We start from the raw sequence: 23,942 nt of genomic DNA, 5'->3' as shown, positions 1-23,942 counted from the left end.
ATGGAAGCAGGTTCTTGACAGCATTCAGGATAGCACACGCTTGAAATTTGACGAAAAGAAACCGATTTGCGGTCCCTTTTCCTTCGAAATCCGTGCATGGGACATCGGAGCTGAAGATACCCAGGAGATAGCAGACAGATTCGATTTTCAAAAAAGTCAGGTCCGTAAAACCATTCGTACGCACAAGGGTATTTCCGTGTACCGTGACGGCGTTCTTGTTCTGCCAAAATCCGATAATGCTCGCGACTGGCTGGGGCTCGACTTGAGGCGTGTCAGTAGAGTAGGTGAACGAATGAGCACAAGCCAACTCGTTGGCTATGTTTCAATCTCTGCCGAAAAAAATCCTGGAATCCGAGACACCAGTGACCGTGAGCGCTTGGTATCGAGTCTTGAGGTGGCAGAATTTGAAGAGCTTCTTGCAGCAATTGTCGGTCTTCTCGAAAATGAACGTAATGTGGAGCGCATCAAGCCAGAACGTGAAAAACCGATGGAGGACCTGTTTGGGGAGCTGTCTACCGAGGGGCTGCTTGCCGAGGTCATAGCCCTTGCCGAGGAGGGTGCTCAGGCTACCGAGGCAGTGCCTGTCCTACGTGCTTTCAATGCCTCCATTGATTCCGCACGCAAGGCTATTCAAGAACGTTTTGTTTATTACAGCCGAATGGCTACAGTTGGTACGATAGCTCAAATGCTTGTTCATGAGATAAGGAACAGAACAACTGCTTTCGGAAGTTTTCTTGAGTTTATCAAGAGCAGATTCGGGCCGTTTAAGGACAAGGATCTCGCTGGAGAGTATAGTTGCGCTGACGATGCCGTTAACTCGCTGGAAACACTTGCCGATACGTTTTCCCCGCTGGCAAGTCGATCTTTCAGACGCAGAAAGCGCAATTCCGTCCTGGAGGAACGCATACGGGAGTGCCTTACACTCCTGAGTGGTGAAATCAAACGAAATAACATTAATTATCATGTGCCTGACACAGCGACCCATGTTGAGGTAGACCCCGGTGAACTCGATGCGATTTTATTGAATCTTATCACCAACGCATCCTACTGGCTGAGCCAGGTTCCAAAGGAGAAACGTAAACTTGAATTTCGGCTTGTAATCATCAATGAGGATACGCGTGTCAGGGTATGGGTTCACGATACCGGACCAGGCCTGCATGAAGATGATGTCGAAAAGGTCTTCTGGCCTGGCGTTACCAGGAAACCCGGCGGAATCGGCATGGGGCTTACCGTCGCATCGGAGTTGGTGGCGCAATACGGTGGTCGCATGTCTGTTAAACACCCCGGGACAATAGGCGGAGCATCTTTTGCTTTCGATCTGCCGCTGAAGGATACACGAGAAGGTAGGAGGTAAAAGTATGCGTCTGTTGTTTATAGATGATGAACCGAAAAGCGTTGAACCTGTCATCAGTAATCTTAAGACAGATGGTAGCATTAGCACGTGTCAAATAGATAACTTTTCGCAGGTTGAAGAAACCATGGATCGCTTTAATCCAGATGTAGTTATTCTGGATCTTGTTGCAGGCGGATTTTCTTCAGAGCCCAAAGCCCCTGGAGTTGATGTTTATGATCAGATTTGGAAAAACCGCTTTTGTCCGATTATTGTATATTCGGCGCATCCTGAGCTTATTGAAGAAACCAAGGAAAAGCATCCTTTTGTAAGCTGTATTAAAAAAGGAAGTAGGTCCGTTTCTAAATTAAAAGCCAAGATTGAAGAGATGCGCCCTCATGTTGTATCTCTGCATGAGGCTGAAAAGCACATTCTCAAGGAATTCGCACTTGCTCTCAGGGAAGTAGCTCCTTATGCATTCAAAGCTTTTACAGACTCTACGAAACGAAGTGATGCGATTCAAAGGTCTGGTAGAAGGCGTTTGGCCGCGTTGATGGATGACCTCTCCAGACATGGAGAGAAGCTGGCAAGCTGGGAGAAATATCTTTGCCCCCCAGTCAGTGCAGATCCCAAGCTGGGTGACGTTTTGAGAAAAGCAGACGGTTCTGCCACAGACTCGTCTTCATTTCGTATAGTCCTGACTCCGTCATGCGACATGGTTTCATCACCAGGCCGTTCGCCGAAGGTTGAGAATGTGCTGGTTGCCTGTTGCATACCCATCAAAGAAGGTTTGCAAAAAGTCGGTGCTGAGATTTCTGCAAGCCCATCTATAAAAAAAGATGCTAAGAAAAATCTGAGTAAAACTGTTTTGTCTCAGGGTTACTTCAAGACAATAATCCCATTTCCTGCATTACCAGATAGAATTCCTTCCATGGCTGCCTATTTGCAAAAGTTGGAACTGATTCCTCTAAATAATATAGGCCTCGAGAGCAAGCCTTATCTAAGGATAGCGTCAATTGATAGTCCTTTTCGGGAAATGATATCATGGGCCTACATGCAGAACGCGTGTCGACCGGGATTGCCTGATCGGGATTTGGAGGCTTGGTGCGAAGAAATTATAGCGACATAACTATGAGAGTAAAAGAGAGGATGTCTATTAAAGCCATTGATTTTTTTTGTGGTGCAGGCGGGATGACTCGCGGCCTTCTGGACGCGGGTATTAACGTCATTGCCGGGTTTGACAAAGACGAAAGATGTTGCTCCACATATGAATATAACAACTCTGGCACACGGTTTGTCCACACTGACATAAAGAAAGTTGATGTGAAGGAATTGAAAAGGCTCGCACGGACAGATTCTTTTCGGGATATGCTTTTTGCCGGATGTGCTCCGTGTCAGCCATTCAGTCAACAGCGCAAGGGTAAGAAGCGTTTGCAATCTGCCACACTGCTGAGCGAGTTCGGCAGATTGGTCGAAGCCGCCTTGCCTGGGCAGGTTCTTATCGAAAATGTTCCGGGGATTGCCAAAGTTCCAGGGAATAGTACTTTTCGTAGGTTCTTGAGACTACTTGAAAGAAATGGATATCAGTACGTTTACGAAGTGCTCGATGCGAAGCAATATGGCGTGCCTCAAAATCGTCGCCGCTTGGTTATGATTGCTATGAGAGGCATTAAACCCTCGTTGCCCAAACCGAAATACGGACCGTCACTTCTGCCATTCAAGACGGTTTATCAGGCGATTTCTCATTTTCCTCCCATCAGAGCAGGGGAATGCCACCCAGGCATTCCAAACCATGTGTCGGCTTCGGTAGCCCCTTTGAATATGGAACGTCTCCGTAATACGCCACATGATGGCGGCGATAGGCGAGTCTGGCCGGAACATCTCCGGCTCGAATGCCATAAAAAGAACTATGAAGGTCACACGGATGTGTACGGAAGAATGGCATGGAATGCACCCGCCCCTACTCTGACAGGCCGATGTCACAGCATTTCCAATGGAAGATACGGACATCCGACTCAGGATAGAGCGATTAGTCTGCGCGAAGCTGCCGCTCTTCAGTCATACCCTGATGGATATGTTTTCTTAGGTTGTAACACGCATATTGCGCTTCAGATTGGAAATTCGGTTCCGGTTCGGTTGGCGGAAGAACTTGGCAAGCAAATCCTACAATTACGTAGCAGGGGGAAGCTCCAGCTTGTCGAAACTACTACATACCCAGCTTTTCCATAGGACATGCTGTGTTCTGGCCTTTAAAAACTTGCAAAACGTGGTGACTGCTACACCGATATTTCTCATAAAGTAATTCTTATCAAACAATCCCCTTGCCTCATAGATCTATTACAAAACAAAAACTCAGATACCTTTATCGACATTACATTGCTGAAGTTTGCATGGCGCGATTTTTTCCGCCATATCAACATATTACCTCCGTAGGGCCCAAATTTGTCCCATTTCCCTCGAAGAATGAGGGGGCAAATCGTTAAAAGGGACAAATTTAGCCCATTTCTCATCACATTATAGAAACAGCGGCTCTTTTGCTAAAGCAGATACTTGATTGTTTGTTCCTGAACGTTGTAGAGAGCATCTGCCCAGGCGATTTTTAAAAAAGTAGAGACCGTAGAGCACCTCGCCAGAAAACGATACGGACTGAATCGACTGCTTTTTAGATTTTACGAAGCATGCTTCGGATCTGAATCTCTTTCCCGCATTTTTAAGATTTTCTCGCCAGCAGCCAACCAATTCTCCATCTCCCGCGGTAATACATACTTGGAGATCAAATCTCCTCAAGAGTTGCGTATGGCAACTTAACGTTTCAGTAGGCCTCGCCGAAACCGTTTTTTTTTAAACTGTCCCTCAATAAAGGGGTAGTGCGTTCAAAAACGGTTTTATCGGGTTTTTAACGACATAACATATAAGACTTTATATGTTGACCGTATAAAAATTTGCCGGGACGCCATGAAAACGGTTCTACGGCTCCCTTCAGCGCGTCTTTGTTCTAATCATCTATCACGGTGGACGGTATGGTAAATACAAAAATTGCAGAGTTGGTTCAGACTGTAGCCGAGCTTGACCAGTCTTCTCGGCAGGCTTTTGTGGAAAGCCTTTTCAGTGCGTTTGGTGAAAAAGACCGTTCCCGCTTGGTTCAGTGGGTTTGCCATTATGCCTATCCCAGGACCAGGTGGAGCAAGGTGGAGAGGTGGATGGAGGGGCAGTTCAGGCGGGATATGAACAAGACTCCCCGAAAGACAGCTTTTATAGCTGTCAGTTATTTCAGGATCAACCCGAAGATGCTGCCGTTCCTCATAAAGACAGCGCAGAGGGTCAAGCTGAGGGTTCGGGCGAGAAGGCGCTTACACCCAGAGGAATTTGCGGATTTGAGGGAGGCTGGAGAGGTATGACGTGGACCCTTCAGTGGTTTGGCGCGTTTGGTGCTCTTTGGCGTTTCAGCGGTTCAGCGTTTTGGTTAGGGTGGCGATGTTTCTTGATGCAGTGCAAATAAGAAGCCGCCCGGCGATTGAGGGGCGTACAGAAAGGGAGGATTGATATGAGGAGCAGTCTCAAGGAAAGGGTGGCGCGTCTCGCAGGGCATGTAAGCCGTCTTGAAGAGGCGTACCAGAGGCACTTTGTTGAAACCCTGTTCGAATGTTTTAGCGAAGAAGAGCGGCTTAAGCGGTTTGAATGGGTCAGCCACTTGGTATATCCAAAGAGCAAGTGGCTTAAAATTAACAACTGGATGGAAGAAGCCTTTACGGAAGACATGAATAAGACTCCGATGGGGGTGGCCTATATGTGCTGTCAGGTCTTTGGGATCGATCCAAATATGATTTCTTTCCTCATAAAAACTGCTCAGCACGTCAAACAGAGGATAAGAACTAGACAGCGTAGACACCCAGAGAGATTTGCAGGCTCGGAGACCGTGGAGGCCTAAGATTCGCCCCCTTCAGCGTGTTTGGTGCGTTTGGCGTTTTGATGGTTCAGTGGCTTGCTTCTTAGGTGTCTCGGATATCTTGCAGGGAAAGGCCGACAGCGATTGTAAATGTATTCAAGGCAATGTTTTAGCTTGAATGCCCGGTCCTACCCGGAAAGTTACCAGTGTGTCCAGGAGCGGACTCTTCTTTATTTCATACTTCCTCATCAAAAACTCCCTGGAAAAGACCTTTATCTCGGCCAGACCGAAAAACTCAGCGAAGCCTTCAAGACTACGGAAGGCGTAGCACCTGCCGACTGTTTTCTCGCTGGTTGCGTAGGGGCGGTCAGGGACTTCCGCAAGGGCCATGGGAAAGGCCTGAATAAACTTCTCCATATAGAATTCTGGCGGCCTGAACTCACCGCCGTACTTATGAAGGAGATAAAGAGTGTAGAGGAATGAGCGTTGCACGATGGCAAGGTCCGGGTAGCGGTCGCGGTACGCCCAGTTGAATGTCTGGGTATAAGTCCTGAAGAGCTCCAGGTAAACGCCGCCCATGCCACTTTCCATAGCAAGGCGGCACTTTTTTGTGAGGATAAACCTGTCTCTGTACTTCCTGATCAGCCCGGCCATGCCGGCCACAATCTTAACGGTGTGTAAGTCAAAAAAATCAGGCTCCGTGTTTATTCCGCCCAAGAGAGCCTGATCCGGATACATCTCCCAATAAGCCCTAGCCGCCTCCTGACAGAACTGCCTCGGCAAGTTACCCTTAGCCGTGGCCTTAAGTCCGTCCGTGCCTATTGCGTCGGCGAGGAGAGAAAAGAGCTTCACGACAGGCGCCTCAGGCTGCCGGTCTAGCTCTTCGGCAAAGAAGGCAATGCCAGGAGAGGAAAAAGGAAAATCCAGAAACCTGTGCATCTGTTCAGGCGACAGGCCGGAGAATTCAACGAGGGGTGTCAGGTTCCTGCGTTCCATGACGCGATTGGCAACTGCCTGAGCCTCGGCGAGAGAGCCTGCCGGACGGTCAGCGAATTCCTTCCTGATTTCCTCTGATATTTCCTGCGCCCCTGGAAGTAGCGACTTGGTGGCCAGTCCAGACATACAGCACTTCTTGAACTTTTTGCCGCTTCCGCAGGAACATGGGTCGTTTCTGCCTGCTTTCATGCGTCCCTCATGTGTTTTCGGAATATTGGTTTTGTTGGTTGCCGTGATTCATAATTGAGTAGCATAAAGACTTAACTGCTTTATAGTCTTCAATTACAGAAGATTCGCCATGTCGCTTTTTTAGCAACCATGTAGCCAACTAGTCAATACGGTCAAGTCTGGACTGTATGAGAATGCCTTTAGGATTGTGCAGACGCTGTCTGCAATTTCTCATTATTATTAAGTGAGGCCCGGCGTTTTAGGTGTGGGCTGTTTTGCCGTTTACAATTTATCCTTGCCAGGAATCGAAGGGCGGCTCTCTATTAAAGGGTCAAAGCGGTCCGCCTGCTGGTTCGCCCAGGTAAGCCATTTGTCGAGTTCGCTCCCCGGCTCAATGCAGCCGTTCTTCCGGATGGCATCATCCTTTACTGCTTGGATGTATTCCCGAATCTGTTTGCTCCTGTACCAGTTCTCGGTCTGATTCAGAAGGGTCTGAAGTCGCGCTTCCTCTTCCCGCTTTCGTCTGGCGATCTCCTCCTGTCGGCGTTGCTGTTCCTCTCTTCTACGCGCCTCTCGTTCCCTTTCGATAGCTCTAGTCCTTAGCTCCACAGCGGCCTTGATAAGCCCTACTATGAAGTCATTAAGGCAGTCCTCAAGTTTTTTCTTTTCGGAATCAGCCCAATTCTTACGGGGACATCCCCATGTTTTAATCTCAAACGTTAGTCTTCCGGAAGGATTGTGGCTGAATTCGAATTCATTTGCCCAAGGCCTGTCTTTCCTCTCGGTCGGCGAAAGCTTTCGCTTTGTTTGCTTGAGAAACTCCAGCAAACCGAACTCTATCGTCTCTCCAAGAACAGACACACAGGTCTTATAAGATTTACTATAGGCGTATTGGTCTTCAGCCACAACGGAGATACGAAAGCCTCTTGCATCGCATGCTTTGATCAAGGCGTTCATGATGCGTAATGCGCGGGGTAGGCTTTCCTTGCTGACACGCATATTAAGGCACTTATCGCCGTAACCGTTCAAAAGACCTTTGTCGGAACTAAATCTAGATGGTTCTAAGTTTTCAAAGTACTCCTTGGTTTGAGCAACGAGTGGGTGTGGAGACCTAAGGATGGAAGAAACATGTATTCGGTTTCTCTCGTCTCTTTCAAAAGCTATTTTTTCTTCGGCCTCCTTATATTGTTCCTCGTCAATAGGGCGGTCATTCTCTTTTTCCAGCGCTATATGGAATTCAATATTTTCGTTTCCCTCAAAAGGCGGTAGGGGAGGCGAAGGGGCAGCCTTTCCAAACTCCTTCTTTTGCCAATAGCCGACAGGGGGCACGGGGATATTCAACTTTAGACATCTTTTCCTGAGCCCTACATCCGATACTCCATATTTCTTGGCAAGCTTGACCATGGGCTCGGACCAAACCTGCTCGTATAGATCCTTTCTGGTAATCCGTATTTTTTCTTGCATATAAAAGACCCCTAACTAACGATTTAGTAGACCCAGGGTAAAAAACCCGAATGGAAGAATTCGAATTTGCATTATATGCGGACTGAGCAGGCCTTAGAAAGAGAAAGAAGGAATCTCCAGAGCAGACGTTAAAAGGCGGGAGTTGACAGGTAATTCGGAGCAGACCACGACATTATCTTAGCATGGCCCTCAGAATTTTCACAGTGAGCTTGATTTTTTCTTCATCAGCTTCCTTGATAAACTTCATCAGGGATTCCTTTATTTCCTTCTGACTCCCTTCATGCCCAAAGTCAAAAAGTTCCCACATCTCTACACCCAGCGACCTTGAAATCTTTATGAGCATCTCCAGGGTAGGGTTTTCTGTACCCCTCTCCATGCGGCTGAGGTAATTCGGGCTTGTCTCGGCCTTTGCCGCAAGTTCTTCCTGGGATAAGCCCTTGTTTTTTCTAAGCTCTTTGATCCTGAGTCCTATCAACCTTTTTTCGTGCATTTTCATATCCTCGATATTTACCTTTTTTCGAATAAAAATGAATATCCTATTGGGAACTTTTTATTGACAAAAAGGTTCCCAATAGGTATAAATTATTCTTATTGATGTTGTTTTTTAGATATAAATGTGCCTGCAGGACATTATCTGAGGGCTCTGATGGAGATGTGCTGTTTTTATAACCAGCGCAGTATAATCAATTTGGTTTTTGTTATGGGTAAAAACATGGAAGATGTGCGTAGAAAAATCCTCGTGGTCGATGATGAGGAGATGATCGGCAAAGCGCTCAGGATAATCCTTGCGGAAGAAGGCGCAGTGGAATACGCCAGAAATGGCAGGGAAGCACTTGCGAGGAGCGCTGTTACATCCTATGACGTATTGATCGTCGATATGAATATGCCGGTAATGAACGGCATGGAGTTTTACAAAGAGGCTGTAAAGACCCTTTCCGGGATAAAAGAGAGGATTATCTTTTTCACCGGGTCTTGTGAGGAGGATTATTTCTCCTTTTTCAGGAAAAATAATCTGAGATTTATGGAAAAGCCTTTGGAGCCGAAGGAGCTTAAAGATCTTGTTCGACAGATACTGGAGAGTAAAGTATTGACCGAGCTATAAAAAAGTAAAAACGTCTGCCCAGGTTTTTCATCTAAGAGTTCGACCTTCTCCCATAGCTGCCCTTGCCAAACAATGTTGACTAAGTTAACCGTAAAAACCCGCTCTACTTTGAGCGACGGCTTGAATTCCGATAACGAAGGTAATATCATTCAGGAATAAGTTGGAGGAGGTTCAGATGGGTATCGAATGCAAAACCCCTGAAGTCGATATTGAAGACGATAAAATGCTCATGAATATTCTGGGTATCCTTCAACCAGTGGATACCATAATCATCAACACTGATCATTGCAAAACCCCAGAAGAAAAGGAATTCGAAGTATATACGGTTCTTGTCAGACACGGCAGATCTAAAGAAGATGCGGCAAGGTTCGCCCAGGCCATGGCCTGGGGTGATGAGTAGCAGCCGCCCCCAACTCCCACTGACATAATTTTTTAAATCAAAAGGTGCTCGATAAATATCGTCCTTAACCGTGAAGACGGAAGGTGGTTTTGTATTACTTGCCGCCGTGCATGGAAACACTTGGCGGCAGACCGTGATATAGAGGCCTGGATCGAAAGGAGCATGAATGGATGAAAAGCACGCAAAATATCTGACTTTTATGGAAAGGCAGAAACGTGAAAGGGAAGAACGAAAGCAAACTCTTGATGGGACAATTCTCCTGTCATTACAGTGTCCACGCTGTAGAAATGTCTGGAATGACTATTTATTGCATGTAGAGTCTTTTACGCCTCCGGTATGCCGTGCCTGTAATGTCCATCCGGTATTACTTTTAAATGTTTGCTGGCGGCCTGACATTTCGGAAAACCGGTCACGGGGAGGGGCAAGAAAGTCTAAAGACGAGCAAAAAATACCTGAGCCGTGAGCTATATTCCAAATAGGATATTTGGCAAGCTCTCTCATATACTGAAGGGCCTACGGCAGCCGGTATGTCGTAGCCCTTGTTTGCCCCTCCCTGATAACGAGACCCGCGTCTATTAATGGCTTGATAACCTGGCTGACGCGCGCCCTTGTAACGGAGAATGCCTTTTCTATATCAGGAGCTTTGACGCGGCCTCTGTCCCTCAGAAAACGCAGGATGTCCTCCTGCCGTTTCGTAAGCAACATGCGCGGTGCGGCAATCGCTATCTTGAGCGAAAGTATGCGCTCCTTTACCGTGTTCAAAGTCTCAACTACACCCTCTGCGACGTATTCGAGCCAGTAGCTTAGATCGTCATCAAGATCCCTGGCCTGTTGGATCTTCTGGTAATAAAGTTGCCTCTTCTGCTCGAAGTACTCGTCAAGGGCAAAGAGATGATGGGTATCAAAGCCTCTTGAGTAAAGGAGCCATATCGCGAGCGCCCTTGAGATGCGGCCGTTACCGTCAGCGAAGGGATGGATTGAGACAAGGCGGTGATGGACTATGGCGCCTACGATTACAGGATGCAGGGTTTCCGACTCCTTGGAATTTATCCATTCGAGCAGCTCCAGCGTGAGCGGGCGGGCCTTATCCGGCGGAGGGGGCGTATAGACAGTAATGCCCCTGTGGTCGACTATCCTGTTTTGACGGGTCTTGTAATGTCCTGATTGTTCGTCAGGCAGAACCTTGCGCGTGAGAACCCCGTGAAGGCGCAATAGGTCAGACTCCTTTATGGGAGCCTCAGCCTTCTTGTTCCAAACCCAATTCATGGCTGCAAGGGCGTTTAGTATCTCCTGCCTGTCTTTGGCTTTTGCCCCGATTTCCTCTCCGCGGGCGATGGCCTCCACCTCTGCAAGCGTCAGGGGGTTCCCCTCGATGGCCGTGGAGGAATGGGCCAGCCTCGCAGCGGTTTCTCTCTGAAGGGTCGGCAGCCACGGAACATCCACCACAGCCGAGTTGACCCAAGCCCGGGTTTCAGTGGCCAATGTAACCAGGCTTAAGAGCCGCGGACTTATGTCGAAACTGGGCTTATACATTTTAGGAATATAGCGTTATGCAAAATTTACGTCAAGGTTTTTGTAAAGTGCTTTTTTAAAGAGGATGGATTTGTGGGTTCCGGTAAGCTCTGCCGCGCAGTCAAGACTTACAAGTCTATGGGGATGATGCCGTAGGCAAACCTGTACGGATCGATATTGCCAACCAGAGTTTTCCTTGATTTATTATACAGAGAGTGAGGTATGCTGGTAACAAGGCGTTCGATATCACCATACTTAGACGAGGTATTGAGGTAATGGATAAGGGAATGATCCTTCGGGCTGCTTTCTGGAGCGGGCGAATGACATACAAAAAATGGCGCGGGATTATCGGTAAAGGGCCTGAGGAACACATGCGGGTTTTTGTCCAGTCGTTTCTCCATTTGCCAATGGACTGGCTCCGTGAAGAGCTTGGCGATGAGAAGTTTATAACTATTTGGCCCGAAGTGAGGAAGGGGTTTGATAAAAACATACCACTTGAAGCATCGTACCTTGACGCTTGGGACGCGATATGGGGCGTGATTGCCGCCGGGGATTCCCAGTATCCAGTAAGCGCCGAGGTGGCGCGCCTTCCAAGGATGCGTCGCGCGGTTTTAAAGACCGTGGTCTGCAACCCCGGTATAAGCGTCTATGGCCTCGCCAAGAGGCTGCGGCGCGATTACAGCAGAGTTTTGAAGGATGTCCGCCTTCTTACCGAAATGGGCGAAATCGAGATAAGGCCAGACCCTCAGTCGAGCAGAAAAGCAAAACGTCTTATTCCGGCGCGCTCGATAAATGCCGCCCTGGCAGGGCTTACACATCAGTAAACAGTTGTTGTAAGGCGATGACAAAAACTCCCTATTCCAGCCACTCGACAAAGAGGCTCCTGGCTCAAATCAGGAGCCTCTTTCCCATAGGCAATTACGATCAACAATCTCTTTGAATATTTCTCGTCACACCCTTACAGCCGTCCCATAATAGACGACCTTCGAGACTACCCACTTGGAGCCCTGCTCTTCGTAACTCCCGGTGGTCATCTTGAGATCAATGATGGCATTTGCGCCAATCTGAATCCCCTGCCGCATGATATCAGCCAGCGCCTCTTTTTCAGCCTTCCTGAACCCTCTGTCGGTCGACGCAGCCGTTGCCGAGATGCCCGTAACATTCCCAATTGCGCTTTTTACCGCCTTGTCCGGTAGGCTGGTTGAAGTCACGACGATTATCCTTTCCCGGAGATTCCTAATTTCATCGTCAAGCTCTGTAGTCTTGTTGCTTCTTCCAAGTAAACTGAAAACAATTAAAGCGACGAACAATACCGCCGCTACCAGAAGAACATCCATATTTATCCTCCTCCGCTGTTATTTACCCTGAAGCACGTTTTTCATTTTTTGTTGCAATTTTGCCAATTTTGGAATATAAATGTGGGTACCATTTTTCAACCATATGGTATTTTGAATAGATACTATACTATCAAAATTTGATAGTATAGTATAATGGTATTATTTCGCGCCTGTCAAGCTTCAAATTTCGCTTTCTGGTGGTCGATGCTACTTATAAACCTAAAGGCTTTGATAGAGCGGAAAAGCGCCGTGGAGGGACGGAAGATCACCTATCGGACTATCGAAGAAGCTACCGGCATTAAGAAGCTCACACTTACAAGAATAGCCACTAACCAGGGCTACAACATTAAACGCAAGGACTTGGAAAGACTCCTGATTTATTTTGACTGTGAACCCAATGATTTGATGACGTTGATAAAGGGCAAAAAGCCTAAAAAAGGATAAAGTATGCTAAGGGAATCCCCTCGGGACGAGGAACTGAGGCGCTCATAGTTCGAAGTGGATGTGCCAGTTTTTTGTATATCAAGGCCTGATTAAGATAAAGATATGGCGAAGGCAAAGATAAAGATTTTAGAATATATCAAGGCTCTACAGCCAAGGGTCTATCGAGGTTTGCAAATAATTGAATGTTTAACGAAGCCGATACCTGCCGAAAATTTGTAGTTCCCAAGCTAGTTGAGGCTGGGTGGGATAACGACCCGCACTCCTTTACGGAGCAGAAGACCTTTACTGACGGCAGAATCGTAGTTGCCGGAACCAGGGTAAGGCGTCGCCCCCAAAAGAGGGCTGACTATCTCTTGCGATATACTCGCGACTTCCCTTTGGCTATCGTAGAAGCCAAGGCCCATTACAAAGCTCCTGGCGATGGACTACAGCAGGCCAAGGACTATGCTGAAATCCTCGGGCTGAAGTTTGCCTATTCGACCAACGGCCACGACATCATAGAATTTGACTATTTTAGCGGCAAGGAGCTTCAGCTTAAGTCATTTCCTACGCCCGAAGAGCTCTGGAAACGTCTTCGCATTGGCCATGGCCTTGATGAAGATTCAACCGCCAACCTGCTTCTTACACCTTATGACCATTCAAGCGGGAAAACTCCGCGTTATTATCAGGATATTGCTATAAACAGGGCTGTCCAGGCGGTTCTACAAGGCAAACGTCGCATCCTTTTGACCATGGCCACAGGCACTGGAAAAACGGTGGTTGCCTTTCAGATATGCACGAAGCTCTGGAACGCCCGTTGGAACCGCACAGGAGATTACCGCCGCCCTAAAATCCTTTACCTCGCTGATAGAAATATTCTGGTGGACGATCCAAAGGATAAGACATTCGCGCCCTTCGGCGATGCCCGCTGGAAGATAGAAAACGGTGAAGCGAATAAGGCCCGCGAGATGTACTTTGCTACTTATCAGGCTATCGCGAGAGATGACCGAAGGCCTGGGCTTTACAAAGAGTACTCTCCGGATTTTTTTGATCTCGTCATCGTAGATGAGTGTCATCGCGGCAGCGCAAGTGATGAAAGCAACTGGCGGGAGATCCTTGAGTATTTTAAAACAGCCTATCAACTTGGCATGACGGCCACACCCCTTTGCGACGACAACAGGGACACCTACGGTTATTTTGGCAATCCCATATATCAATACAGCCTCAAGCAGGGGATAGAAGACGGTTTCCTGGCTCCCTACCGTGTCCACCGGGTGATTACGACTTTCGATGCTGCTGGCTGGCGTCCCAGTCAGGGGGAGCTTGACAGGTATGGCCGTGAAATACCTGACGGAGAATACCACACAAAGGATTTTGAGAGGGTTGTTGCTTTGCGGGCTCGTACCGAAGCTATGGCAAGACATTTGACAGAGTTTCTGAGAAAAACAGACCGCTTTGCCAAGACGATAGTTTTTTGCGTTAACCAGGAACATGCAGATGAAATGCGCCGCGCTCTTAATAACCTGAATGCAGACCTTGTTCAGCGGCATCCTGACTATGTATGCAGGGTTACCTCTGATGAAGGTGATATCGGGCGCGGATACTTAAGTAAATTCCAGGAGCTTGAGACAAATACGCCGGTAATACTAACAACATCACAGCTACTTACCACAGGGGTTGACGCACCGACCTGTAAAAATGTCGTCCTTGCCAGGGTAATCAACTCCATGACCGAGTTCAAACAGATAATAGGCAGGGGCACTCGCGTCAGGGATGACTACGGGAAGCTCTACTTCAGCATCGTTGATTACACTGGGAGCGCAACAAGGCTTTTTGCCGACCCTGCCTTTGACGGGGAGCCTTCGCTTATAAGCGAGCAGGTGGTAGATGAGGCCGGACAGGTAACAAAAGAAGAGGTTACCGAGTCAGAGGATATCTTGGATGAAGGAATAGTTATAGATATAAAGCCTCCTCTCATCACAGAGCCGCCCACTGCAGAACCGAAAAGATACTATGTTGATAATGGTTTTGTAGAGGTTACCACCCATCTTGTTTACGAACTTGACCCTGATGGAAAACAGCTCCGTGTTGTCAAGTTCACCGACTATGCCGCGGAGAAGGTCCGAATGCTGTACCCGAATGCTGCTGAGGTGCAGACATTATGGGCCGACCCTGTCCAACGCTCAGAAATCATAGCAAAACTTGAAGAGCGGGGGATAAACTTCGATGACCTGGCTGAATCTGCAAATCAGCCTGACGCTGACCCGTTCGATCTCCTTTGTCATATAGCCTTTAACTCGCCGCTACGCACAAGGCGGGAGCGGGCCGACCGGTTGCGTAAAGACAAGAAGGACTTCTTTGACCAGTTCGGGCCTGAAGCAAAGGCCATACTTAATGAGCTTTTGGAAAAATACGCGGAGCACGGCACGGCTCAGTTCGTTATCCCTGATGTTCTCAAAGTACCGCCAATATCGGAACATGGAAATACTTTGGAGATTGCCGCGATGTTTGGCGGGCCGGAAAGATTGAGGGATGCCGTAAATCAAATGCAAACGCTTCTTTATGCGGACTAAAGTTTTACTCATGAATATTTTTGTAAATGAACAAAATGATAGGAGGTATGTATGAAGGAATTACCAAAACACGCAAAACAATTCCAGTTCGATGGTAAAAATTACCAGATTAAGGTATCTAAGGGTGATATAGATGAATATATTATTCGGGCTTTCATAGAAGACAAGCCGGCGAATGGCTATTCTTATCATGTTGATTTTACGACAAGATATGATCTTGAGCAACAGATCGGTTATGATGCTGTAAGTCATCTGATTGATCAAGCAGAGTCTGACGTTAGAAACAAAATTTGGGAAAAATACCTGAGAGCTATAGCGGAAAATGCCAAGAGCTAAGGACAGCAAACAGCCATTAACTACCGCCCAGCAGCTTGGCAGTCTCGTAAAATCCGCCCGTGACATAATGAGGAAAGACAAGGGGCTGAATGGCGATCTTGACCGTCTGCCCATGCTTACCTGGATCATGTTCCTCAAATTCCTTGACGATATGGAGAGCATCAGGGAGCAGGAAGCTGTTCTTTCGGGCAAAAGGTTCCGTCCAGCCATAGAGCCGCCTTACCGTTGGCGCGACTGGGCCTCAAAAGAGGACGGGATTACGGGCGATGAGCTTATAGCATTTGTAAACAATGATGAGGCGATGCGTCCGGACGGGAAGCGCGGCCCGGGTCTTTTTTCCTATCTCCGTACTTTGCAGGGCGCAAACGGGGGAGACAGGCGCGATGTTGTAGCGACGGTATTCAAGGGCACCGTAAACCGCATGATAAATGGCTATCTGTTGCGGGATGTAATCAATAAGGTCAACGGCATCCATTTTACATCTTCCGATGAGATACACACTCTTGGACACCTTTATGAGTCAATGCTCAAGGAGATGCGGGACGCCGCCGGAGATTCCGGCGAGTTCTATACACCCCGTGCGGTTGTCCGTTTTATGGTTGATGCTTTAGACCCGCGTCTCGGTGAAACAGTTCTTGACCCGGCGTGCGGCACAGGCGGATTTATAGTGGAGGCGTTCAATCATCTCGAAAAGCAGTGCAAGACGGTTAAAGACCGCGAGTTATTGCAGACCGGAAGCATTCGTGGAGGAGAAGCAAAAAATCTTCCATATCTCCTTGCCCAGATGAACCTGCTTTTGCATGGCCTTGAATCCCCGCAGATAGACCCTGGCAACGCACTCCGCTTTCCTCTTAAAGAGATAGGGGACAAGGACCGCGTCGATATCATAATCACCAACCCGCCTTTTGGCGGTGAGGAGGAAAAGGGCATACTTTCAAATTTTCCTCCGGAGAAGCAGACCGCCGAGACAGCGCTTCTTTTTCTTCAGCTCATCATGCGTAAGCTCAAACGGCCTGGTTACGGCTCCGAATATGGAGGGCGGGCAGGCGTGGTCGTTCCGAACGGCACCCTTTTCGGGGATGGCGTCTGCGCAAGGATAAAAGAAGAGCTCCTCAAGGACTTTAATCTCCATACTATTATCCGCCTTCCAAACGGAGTATTCGCGCCTTATACAGGCATACCGACCAACCTTCTTTTCTTTGACCGTTCCGGCCCTACAAAAGAGGTATGGTATTACGAGCACCCCTTGCCAACAGGGAAAAAGAACTATACCAAGACCCAGCCCATCCAGTTTGATGAATTCAAGCCTTGCCTTGCTTGGTGGAAGAACCGCAAGAAAAATGAGCTGGCCTGGAAGGTGCCGGTCAAGAGTATCATTGAAAATGGGTTTAACCTCGATATCAAAAATCCGAACAGCAAGCAGGATTTTGAGCACATGCCGCCCGAGAAGCTGGTGGAAGATATCGTAAAGAAGGAAGAACGCATTCTGGAGATTATGGCTGAGATAAGACAGGTTCTGAAAAAGGGAATTTAGATATGGCAAAGAAAACCCTTACTCCAAAAAATCAAAAATTAGCCGGTTACAATACTGTTCTTAGCGGTGTAGCCGAGCTTCTTGAATCTGCCCGCCGCGCCTCTGCAAGGGCCACAAACGCCGTCATGACCGCGACCTATTGGGAAATAGGGCGTAGGATTGTGGAGTATGAGCAGAAGGGACGCATTAAAGCCGATTACGGAGAGCAGCTCATAGAAAGGCTTTCAGAGGATTTAACTAAGAGATTTGGGCGGGGGTTTGGCAGAAGGAATCTTTTCCAGATCAGGTCTTTCTATTTGGCATACGCCTCAATTGTGCAGACAGCGTCTGCACAATTAGATAGTTCTTTATCATTTCAAAAAAGTCAGACAGCGTCCGGCCAATTAAGCGATGAAAAAATGCAGACGGTGTCTGCACAATTTAGCCTATCTGAAATTGCACAACGCTTCCCTCTTCCCTGGTCTAATTATGTAAAACTCCTTTCTGTAAAAAGTCCTGACGCCCGCGCCTTTTACGAAAAGGAGGGATTGCGCGGAGGGTGGACCGTTCGCCAGCTGGAAAGGCAGATCGATTGCCAGTTTTATGAGCGCACGATGCTCTCCAGAAACAAGGCCGCCATGCTCAAGAAGGGAGGCAAACAGCTTTCCGGAGACATAGTTAACCCCGAGGAGGAGATCAAGGACCCGTTTGTATTGGAGTTCCTGGGGCTGAAGGATGAATACTCGGAGAACGACCTGGAAGCGGCCCTCGTCCATCAACTTGAAAGTTTCCTCCTTGAGCTTGGAGGTGATTTCGCATTTGTCGGCCGTCAGCGCCGCTTGCGTGTTGGAGATGAGTGGTACCGGGTAGATCTCCTCTTTTACCATCGCCGCCTCCGGTGCCTTGTGATAATAGACTTGAAGCTTGGCAAGTTTACCCATGCCGATGCCGGGCAGATGCACCTTTACCTCAATTACGCCCGTGAGCATTGGACCCATTCCGATGAAAACCCGCCTGTTGGCCTGATCCTTTGCGCCCAGAAGGACCATGCTGTGGCCCATTACGCCCTTGAAGGGCTCCCTAACAAGGTCTTGGCCGCCGAATACCGTACTGCCCTGCCGGCCGAAAAGACCCTTGCGGCCGAAGTTGATAAGACAAGAAAAATCATCGAGGAACGGACGGCATTGAAGACAGGCAGGAGGGCTAAGAGGTGAGTAAGGCTTGGCCTATGGTGCCGTTGGGAGAGGTTATCTCGCCAGTTGAACGTCCTGAAACACCTATCCCAGGTGTTGAATACCGTCAAATAGGTGTCAGACTGTGGGGTGAAGGTGCTTATGAGCGTGAAACAATCGACGGAGGGCAAACAAAGTACAAGACGTTTTCGCGAGTTGAGGCAGATGATATCATTGTGAATAAGATTTGGGCAAGAAACGGAAGTGTGGCGGTTGTATCCGAGCAACTTGAAGGTTGTTATGCTTCTGGAGAGTTCCCAATATTTACTCCTATTAAAAAAAAATTGGATTCAAAATGGTTTCATTGGCAGACTAAGACAAGGAACTTTTGGGAAAAGTGTGATGAAAAATCTCGTGGGACAAGTGGCAAAAATCGTATCCGCCCCGAACGGTTCTTAGAGATAGAAATTCCCCTACCCCCACTCTCAGAGCAAAAGCGGATAGTGGCGAGGCTTGAGGAACTGGCCGCAAAGATAGAAGAGGCACGCGGCCTCCGGCGACAAGCAGTAGAAGAGGCGGAGGCCTTGTTTGAATCAGCAGTTGGAGAAGCGTTTGCTGAACTAAATTTTGAACGGAAGCATCTGTCGAAATTAGTTTCAAAAATCGGTAGCGGCTCTACACCAAAAGGAGGTCGAGCTACATATTTATCAACAGGCATTCCGTTTATACGTAGCATGAACGTGAGAATGCGTAAGTTTCAGTGGGAAAATATAGCCTTCATTGATATAAAGACTCATGATTCCATGTCTAATACTAAGGTTAGACAAAACGACGTCCTTCTTAATATCACAGGAGCCTCAATTGGTCGTGTTGCTTGTGCTCCTTTAGATTTGATGGAAGCAAATGTTAATCAGCATGTTGCTATTATACGGCCAGACGAGTCTTTAAGTTCAAGATACCTAATGTATTGGCTTAGTCAGCCATTGATTCAAAGTTTTATCAATGATCAGCAAAAGGGGGCGACACGACAGGGATTCACTAAGGCTCAGATTGAGGCATTTGAAATACCTGTTCCCCCTCTTCCCGAACAACGCCGCATCGTCGCCTACCTGGACGGCCTACAGGCAAAGGTGGATGCGCTGAAACATCTTCAGGCTGAAACCACGGCAGAGCTCAACGCCATGCTGCCGTCTGTTTTAGATAAGGCGTTTAAGGGAGAGCTGTATTGATGTCAAATAATTAGCTTTAGGAGAAGTATTTTTTCTTACAAGGAGATTATAATGAGAAAACAAAATAACAACGTGACAGCCCAGTTGGCTACACATGGCGAAAAAATGATAGAAGTAAAAATCCGTTTTTGAACAAATAATATAGCCGAGGGCCAAGGGGAAGTAATACCAAAAAATGCTTGGGCAAGTGGTGTTGTCAGAATGGAGCCAAATGAACCGCATGGAATCAGGCCACTCAATCCGCTACAGTTTCATACTTTAATGGATTTGCCAGCCACAATAGAAAAGGTTTTAATAAAACATGGGATAGTACTTCTTCAAAGCAGGAAGATGAAAAAGTATTTTAAATAAATGACACGCGACCCATTTTATAAAAAAATAATTGAAGGACTTAACGGCCAGTTAGACCCGGAACTTTTCGAACAATGCGCCGCTGACCTTCTGAGGGCTGAATGGCCGACTTTGGTTCCCATTCGAGGGGGAGCAGATGCAGGCATGGATGGGGCAGTCGCAGATGGGAAAGGGCGTCCTTTCCCATTGGTCAGCACTACATCAGTCGATGTAATTGGAAATCTTACCTCTAATTTAGAAACCTATATTTCCAAAGGAGGCCCTCGTCGAGAAGCGATTCTTGCAACATCACAAGCTTTGTCAGGGCAGAAACGCAAGAATTTAGAGGAGCGTGCAACCGAGTTGGGGTTTACGCTCATTCAAATTTACGACCAGGCCGCTTTAGCCGATCGGCTTTATCACAATTCCCATTGGTGCCGTGAGCTTCTCAATCTAACCGGGGAGCCGCCTGCCCTGTCTGTCGTGCCTGTCAGTTTTCGTCCTTTGATAGGCGATGCCCTCATTGGACGCGATGCAGACCTTTCGTGGCTGAATAACACTTCTGGAGATCGCGTATTGGTTGGTCAACCAGGCTCGGGTAAAACCTTCCTGCTTCACAAGTTTGCCAAAGACGGCGGAGGATTGTTTGCCGTAGCAGATGACAGGACATCTCTTGCCAGCGCGATAAGGGACGCCCAACCGAAAGCAATCATAGTTGATGATGCCCATATACGGAATGATTTGCTTTTGAACCTTCTGCAACTAAGAAGAGCGCTTGGTATTTCCTTCGATATATTGACGTCCAGTTGGCCAGGAGGCGTAGAGTCCATCAGGGGAATATTAAGTCTGCCTGATTCTCAAATCCACAAGCTTGATCTTTTGACACGCGACCACATTGTCGAAGTCATAAAAAATACCGGGATAGGAGGGCCTGTTGAGCTTGTAAGATCAATCGTGGATCAGGCTCAAGGTCGGCCAGGCCTTGCAGTTACCCTCTCTTATCTCTGCCTCCAGGGGGACGTTCGTAGAGTAGCCTTAGGCGACGCGCTCAGCAGTTCCATACGCACCTCTTTTGAGCCGTTGGTTGGAAAGGAAGCAACGGATGTCCTGGCGGCTTTTGCAATGGGTGGGGATTCCGGCATGACTATGGAAAGCGTTGCCAAGGGGCTGGAACTCACATCGATTCGGGTAAGGGCCATAACGGCTGGGCTTGCTTCTGGAGGTGTCCTGCGCGATATCGGCCGTGATCGACTTTCAGTAATACCAGCGGAGTTACGCTATCCTCTTGTCAGGGATGTATTTTACAGTGGCCCGACGTCATTAAATGCGGAGTACTTTATTGTTAACAGCCCAGACCTTGGAGATACCATTTTTACGTTAATTGGTGCAAAAGCGCGAGGCGCTATCATACCGTCATCAGACCTACTCGATTTACTGGAAAGAATCCAACCTCAAAGTGCTTGGGTGGCTTATGCATGGATGGGCCCAGAAGAGTCAAGAACGGCGCTGAGCCGACATCCTGAGATGTTGATAGAACTTTCCCATGCGTGTTTAGGTAATATTCCAGAATCTATTATTCCATTGCTTCTAAGTGCTGCCACTGGCGATGAGCGTCCCCTTAATTCAACAACGGACCATCCCCTTAGATTAATTGAAGATTGGATAAAGTCTGCATGGCCTGGAAGCAAAGATGTCATTTCAAGGAGAGCTCTGCTTCTTGATGCTATTTCAAAATGGTTATCAGGCGGTGGAGACGCACATGTGGGGCTTCATGCCTTAACATTCGTATTCCTGCCCAGATTTGACAGAGTCACTCAAGACCCGGGCTCTGGGATGTCAGTGACCTTCTCTCATGGGGTGGTCACTCCGCAGGATTTGAAAGGAATCGGGGATCTATGGTCAAAAGCCTTCGAGATAATCAGGGCATATGGGGAATCGAACTGGCCTCATATATTGACGATAATTCGCAATATTGCCTATCCAGGACCCAATGTCAGAATAGACCCTGAAGAATTTTATAAGATCGTGAAGACTATAGTCACCCAAATGATTAAAGATGTCATTAGCTTAGCACATGGGCATCCTGCCGTGCTCCAAAAGATTAAAGAGATCGCTGAAAATAAAGGGATAGAAATCGAAGTACCCCTGGATAAATATTTTGAAATTTTTTTTCCAGGAGAGAGAATAGAAGAAGATTGGGAGACTGAGCATAAGCGGCAGATGTCAGCAGTGGAAGAGTTATCAAAGGAATTGAGTAGTAAAGACCATGCGCTTGTTATAGAACTTATCGCAAAAGCCGAGGCTGAAGCCAAAGCCTCAGGTAAAAGCTGGCCGAGAATGACGCCACATTTATGCGGATTATTGGCAAAAGGAGTTAAACAAAGAATTCCTTGGATAAGAAAAGCAATAGAGGCCAACTTGCCTTCGGACCTTGTCGTGCCTTTCTTGCGAGAAGCAGTCAATGCCAAAGAAGCCGAATGGGAATCTATTTCCATCGAGTGCCTGGAGTCGCCTCAGTATAAATACGCACCGATTTTAATTTTTTTAACCATGACCTCACCGCCATCGGATATTCTTGATAAGGTCATGCACAAGCTGGAGGGTTTTGACCAGACCGTGGAAATTCTTTGTCTGAGGGGCGAGGTGCCTGAAGATACCCGCACTCTACTTTTGCGACATGAGAACGACTCAGTTGCGAGCAAGGCCGCCCTTGGGATTTGGCAAGCGATGAAGGATAAAGCTATCGGTTCCTTAGGTGAAGATTGGCGGAAGGCGATTCTCCGTTTGGAGGAAAACGATTACTGGCTGGGAGAGATCTTGGCTAAGGATTCGGCGCTTGCCCAAGAGTGGCTAATGACAAATTTATTTAACGAACGCTCCGTGTATAGGAATTTTTATGACGTATGCGACAAGGCGATCCGTTCACTTGATATTGAAGCGCGCAGGAAAATATTGGAGGCATTGCCGGACGATTTTGGTCATGCCGAGATTGCCGCCGACTTGGTAGGAGACGATCTTAGCTTATATAGATTATTGCTTTCAAAGAAGGTGTACAGCCGTATTCATTTAGCACCCATCAAATGGGAGCATGAGAAACCTTGGAGTAAAGAATGGGTGGAGAAGGCAAAGGTGGCTTTAAGCGCAGGGTATTCACCAAAAGATGTTGCAGATGCTATCCAGGGTTATAGTTGGTCATGGACAGGAAAAGAATCGGCTTTTTGGTCAGCATGGGTACATCGTTTTAGCGAGCTTTGCGAAAATAATGATCCTGGCATTCAAGAAATTGGAAGGGCGGGGAGTGCCTACACAAAGGCATATATGGAGCGTGCCCTGGAAGAAGAGCGGCGTGAAGAGATTTACGGACGCTAAAAAAATATAAGATCATTATGCCTTTGATCCGTTGCAAAGCAAAATTGCTTTAGGAGATCGGTGTTAGGGATGCTGAACTCATCAACGATGCTTCTACGCCTCATCATTTTTGCTGAGTCGTACTTGCCTTGATAGAAGCTTCAACTAATTTGTTACCGCAGTTTTGTTTTCCAGCCCTTACTGTTTGAAATATAATGGCGGTAAGGTCATAAATTGAAAGCCCGAATTCAACCTCGAAGTGCAACGAAGGGAGCAGCTACTTCGATTGGTTTTTTGAAGCCCAGGCATTTTCTGGGTCTGTTGTTGATTAAGAACTCGATTCTGGCGATCTGGTCGTCCGTTATCTTACTGAAGTCGGTGCCCTTGGGCAAGTACCACCTGATGAGGCCGTTTACATGTTCGTTTGTGCCGCGCTGCCATGAGGCGTAGGGGCGCGCGAAGTAGCACTTGATGCCTATTGCCGATGTAATGGCCTCATGCCTTGAATTCTCGGTGCCGTTATCGAAGGTCATGGTCCGTCTGGCCTTTGACGGTAGGTCTCCGAGTCTCTCCACAACGGCATTATAGGTGGCCTCCGCTGTCTTGGCGTCGAGCTTGGTAAGCATAAGATACCTGCTCTTGCGCTCCACCAAGGAGTTGAGGGCTGCAAGGCTCTTTCTGGAGACCAGGCTGTCGCCTTCCCAGTGGCCGAACTGGATGCGACTTTCAACGGCTTGAGGCCGCTGGTCTATGGGAACGCGGTTGGGTATCTTGGTCTTACGCTCTTTTCTGCCGATGCCTTTGTTCCTTCGCTTGCGGTGTG

At 47.8% G+C, this 23,942-nt stretch carries 20 protein-coding genes and 1 pseudogene; 15 read left to right on the top strand and 6 right to left on the bottom strand.

The genetic code is table 11. The features are described from left to right. Positions 1-685 precede the first annotated feature (685 nt). The 5 genes from A2V21_313155 to A2V21_313135 all read left to right on the top strand — a co-directional run bounded on the left by A2V21_313155 (position 686) and on the right by A2V21_313135 (position 5,258). Positions 686-1,354, top strand: coding sequence for a histidine kinase (locus tag A2V21_313155; GenBank protein OIJ72630.1), 669 nt, complete (start codon positions 686-688; stop codon positions 1,352-1,354). Positions 1,355-1,358: 4 nt separating this feature from the next. Then, positions 1,359-2,459: a hypothetical protein gene (locus A2V21_313150; GenBank protein OIJ72578.1), complete on the top strand. Its 1,101-nt coding sequence runs from the start codon at positions 1,359-1,361 to the stop codon at positions 2,457-2,459. Positions 2,460-2,479: 20 nt separating this feature from the next. Next, positions 2,480-3,559 carry a DNA (cytosine-5-)-methyltransferase gene (locus tag A2V21_313145; protein OIJ72629.1) on the top strand — a complete coding sequence of 360 codons (1,080 nt, stop codon included), beginning with the start codon at positions 2,480-2,482 and terminating at the stop codon, positions 3,557-3,559. Positions 3,560-4,350: 791 nt separating this feature from the next. Then, the gene (locus A2V21_313140; GenBank protein ID OIJ72577.1) at positions 4,351-4,728 is read left to right on the top strand and encodes a hypothetical protein; all 378 of its coding nucleotides are present in this window, start codon (positions 4,351-4,353) and stop codon (positions 4,726-4,728) included. A 146-nt stretch (positions 4,729-4,874) separates the two neighbouring features. Next, positions 4,875-5,258 (top strand): hypothetical protein, encoded by a 384-nt coding sequence (locus A2V21_313135; GenBank protein ID OIJ72576.1) that lies wholly within the window; start codon positions 4,875-4,877, stop codon positions 5,256-5,258. A gap of 114 nt (positions 5,259-5,372) precedes the next feature. Here the strand turns inward: A2V21_313135 and A2V21_313130 are convergent, their stop codons facing one another. The 3 genes from A2V21_313130 to A2V21_313120 form a co-directional block, all read right to left on the bottom strand. Next, positions 5,373-6,401 carry a hypothetical protein gene (locus A2V21_313130; protein ID OIJ72575.1) on the bottom strand — a complete coding sequence of 343 codons (1,029 nt, stop codon included), beginning with the start codon at positions 6,399-6,401 and terminating at the stop codon, positions 5,373-5,375. 261 nt (positions 6,402-6,662) lie between these two features. Beyond that, positions 6,663-7,844, bottom strand: a complete 1,182-nt coding sequence (locus tag A2V21_313125; GenBank protein OIJ72574.1) for a hypothetical protein — start codon at positions 7,842-7,844, stop codon at positions 6,663-6,665. Between the two features lie 172 nt (positions 7,845-8,016). Beyond that, the gene (locus A2V21_313120) at positions 8,017-8,340 is read right to left on the bottom strand and encodes a hypothetical protein (GenBank protein OIJ72573.1); all 324 of its coding nucleotides are present in this window, start codon (positions 8,338-8,340) and stop codon (positions 8,017-8,019) included. 150 nt (positions 8,341-8,490) lie between these two features. Here A2V21_313120 and A2V21_313115 point away from each other — a divergent pair, with 150 nt between their 5' ends. Both A2V21_313115 and A2V21_313110 read left to right on the top strand, forming a co-directional pair. Next, positions 8,491-8,946 carry a hypothetical protein gene (locus tag A2V21_313115; GenBank protein OIJ72572.1) on the top strand — a complete coding sequence of 152 codons (456 nt, stop codon included), beginning with the start codon at positions 8,491-8,493 and terminating at the stop codon, positions 8,944-8,946. Between the two features lie 175 nt (positions 8,947-9,121). Beyond that, positions 9,122-9,346, top strand: a complete 225-nt coding sequence (locus A2V21_313110; protein OIJ72571.1) for a hypothetical protein — start codon at positions 9,122-9,124, stop codon at positions 9,344-9,346. 513 nt (positions 9,347-9,859) lie between these two features. Here A2V21_313110 and A2V21_313105 read toward each other — a convergent pair. Continuing rightward, on the bottom strand, positions 9,860-10,879 hold the full coding sequence (locus A2V21_313105) for a hypothetical protein (GenBank protein OIJ72570.1): 1,020 nt from the start codon (positions 10,877-10,879) through the stop codon (positions 9,860-9,862). 254 nt (positions 10,880-11,133) lie between these two features. On the opposite strand from A2V21_313105, the gene A2V21_313100 reads away from it, so the two are divergent. Then, on the top strand, positions 11,134-11,682 hold the full coding sequence (locus A2V21_313100) for a hypothetical protein (GenBank protein OIJ72569.1): 549 nt from the start codon (positions 11,134-11,136) through the stop codon (positions 11,680-11,682). Positions 11,683-11,808: 126 nt separating this feature from the next. Here A2V21_313100 and A2V21_313095 read toward each other — a convergent pair whose 3' ends face one another. Next, on the bottom strand, positions 11,809-12,078 hold the full coding sequence (locus A2V21_313095; GenBank protein OIJ72628.1) for a hypothetical protein: 270 nt from the start codon (positions 12,076-12,078) through the stop codon (positions 11,809-11,811). 321 nt (positions 12,079-12,399) lie between these two features. Between A2V21_313095 and A2V21_313090 the strand changes: the two genes are divergently transcribed. The 7 genes from A2V21_313090 to A2V21_313060 all read left to right on the top strand — a co-directional run bounded on the left by A2V21_313090 (position 12,400) and on the right by A2V21_313060 (position 23,140). Continuing rightward, on the top strand, positions 12,400-12,639 hold the full coding sequence (locus A2V21_313090) for a transcriptional regulator (GenBank protein ID OIJ72568.1): 240 nt from the start codon (positions 12,400-12,402) through the stop codon (positions 12,637-12,639). Positions 12,640-12,821: 182 nt separating this feature from the next. Then, positions 12,822-15,191, top strand: a complete 2,370-nt coding sequence (locus A2V21_313085; protein ID OIJ72567.1) for a DEAD/DEAH box helicase — start codon at positions 12,822-12,824, stop codon at positions 15,189-15,191. A 51-nt stretch (positions 15,192-15,242) separates the two neighbouring features. Continuing rightward, positions 15,243-15,527 carry a hypothetical protein gene (locus A2V21_313080; protein ID OIJ72566.1) on the top strand — a complete coding sequence of 95 codons (285 nt, stop codon included), beginning with the start codon at positions 15,243-15,245 and terminating at the stop codon, positions 15,525-15,527. Continuing rightward, a complete protein-coding gene (locus A2V21_313075) occupies positions 15,514-17,061 on the top strand; it encodes an SAM-dependent methyltransferase (protein OIJ72565.1) in 1,548 nt (515 codons plus the stop codon). The genes A2V21_313080 and A2V21_313075 overlap by 14 nt, the downstream gene beginning before the upstream one ends. Positions 17,062-17,063: 2 nt before the next feature. Beyond that, the gene (locus tag A2V21_313070) at positions 17,064-18,254 is read left to right on the top strand and encodes a hypothetical protein (GenBank protein ID OIJ72564.1); all 1,191 of its coding nucleotides are present in this window, start codon (positions 17,064-17,066) and stop codon (positions 18,252-18,254) included. Next, positions 18,251-19,441 carry a hypothetical protein gene (locus A2V21_313065; protein OIJ72563.1) on the top strand — a complete coding sequence of 397 codons (1,191 nt, stop codon included), beginning with the start codon at positions 18,251-18,253 and terminating at the stop codon, positions 19,439-19,441. Before A2V21_313070 ends, A2V21_313065 begins: the two co-directional genes overlap by 4 nt. Before the next feature lie 351 nt (positions 19,442-19,792). Beyond that, complete coding sequence (locus tag A2V21_313060) at positions 19,793-23,140, top strand: hypothetical protein (protein ID OIJ72562.1); 3,348 nt, start codon at positions 19,793-19,795, stop codon at positions 23,138-23,140. A 227-nt stretch (positions 23,141-23,367) separates the two neighbouring features. Here A2V21_313060 and A2V21_313055 read toward each other — a convergent pair. Then, positions 23,368-23,942 (bottom strand): annotated as a pseudogene (locus A2V21_313055) (hypothetical protein).

It is taken from the genome of Deltaproteobacteria bacterium GWC2_55_46 (genome assembly GCA_001595385.3).
Classification (GTDB): domain Bacteria; phylum Desulfobacterota; class GWC2-55-46; order GWC2-55-46; family GWC2-55-46; genus UBA5799.
This window is presented reverse-complemented; position numbering and strand designations above follow the sequence as displayed.

Bases quoted from the DNA above. Each gene is read 5' to 3' on its own strand.
- A2V21_313100 (OIJ72569.1), top strand. From the start codon at position 11,134: ATGGATAAGGGAATGATCCTTCGGGCTGCTTTCTGGAGCGGGCGAATG.
- A2V21_313155 (OIJ72630.1), top strand. From the start codon at position 686: ATGCTTGTTCATGAGATAAGGAACAGAACAACTGCTTTCGGAAGTTTT.
- A2V21_313130 (OIJ72575.1), bottom strand. From the start codon at position 6,401: ATGAAAGCAGGCAGAAACGACCCATGTTCCTGCGGAAGCGGCAAAAAG.
- A2V21_313135 (OIJ72576.1), top strand. From the start codon at position 4,875: ATGAGGAGCAGTCTCAAGGAAAGGGTGGCGCGTCTCGCAGGGCATGTA.
- A2V21_313060 (OIJ72562.1), top strand. From the start codon at position 19,793: ATGACACGCGACCCATTTTATAAAAAAATAATTGAAGGACTTAACGGC.
- A2V21_313145 (OIJ72629.1), top strand. From the start codon at position 2,480: ATGTCTATTAAAGCCATTGATTTTTTTTGTGGTGCAGGCGGGATGACT.
- A2V21_313080 (OIJ72566.1), top strand. From the start codon at position 15,243: ATGAAGGAATTACCAAAACACGCAAAACAATTCCAGTTCGATGGTAAA.
- A2V21_313070 (OIJ72564.1), top strand. From the start codon at position 17,064: ATGGCAAAGAAAACCCTTACTCCAAAAAATCAAAAATTAGCCGGTTAC.
- A2V21_313140 (OIJ72577.1), top strand. From the start codon at position 4,351: ATGGTAAATACAAAAATTGCAGAGTTGGTTCAGACTGTAGCCGAGCTT.
- A2V21_313115 (OIJ72572.1), top strand. From the start codon at position 8,491: ATGGAGATGTGCTGTTTTTATAACCAGCGCAGTATAATCAATTTGGTT.
- A2V21_313150 (OIJ72578.1), top strand. From the start codon at position 1,359: ATGCGTCTGTTGTTTATAGATGATGAACCGAAAAGCGTTGAACCTGTC.
- A2V21_313110 (OIJ72571.1), top strand. From the start codon at position 9,122: ATGGGTATCGAATGCAAAACCCCTGAAGTCGATATTGAAGACGATAAA.
- A2V21_313075 (OIJ72565.1), top strand. From the start codon at position 15,514: ATGCCAAGAGCTAAGGACAGCAAACAGCCATTAACTACCGCCCAGCAG.
- A2V21_313125 (OIJ72574.1), bottom strand. From the start codon at position 7,844: ATGCAAGAAAAAATACGGATTACCAGAAAGGATCTATACGAGCAGGTT.
- A2V21_313085 (OIJ72567.1), top strand. From the start codon at position 12,822: ATGTTTAACGAAGCCGATACCTGCCGAAAATTTGTAGTTCCCAAGCTA.
- A2V21_313120 (OIJ72573.1), bottom strand. From the start codon at position 8,340: ATGAAAATGCACGAAAAAAGGTTGATAGGACTCAGGATCAAAGAGCTT.
- A2V21_313105 (OIJ72570.1), bottom strand. From the start codon at position 10,879: ATGTATAAGCCCAGTTTCGACATAAGTCCGCGGCTCTTAAGCCTGGTT.
- A2V21_313090 (OIJ72568.1), top strand. From the start codon at position 12,400: ATGCTACTTATAAACCTAAAGGCTTTGATAGAGCGGAAAAGCGCCGTG.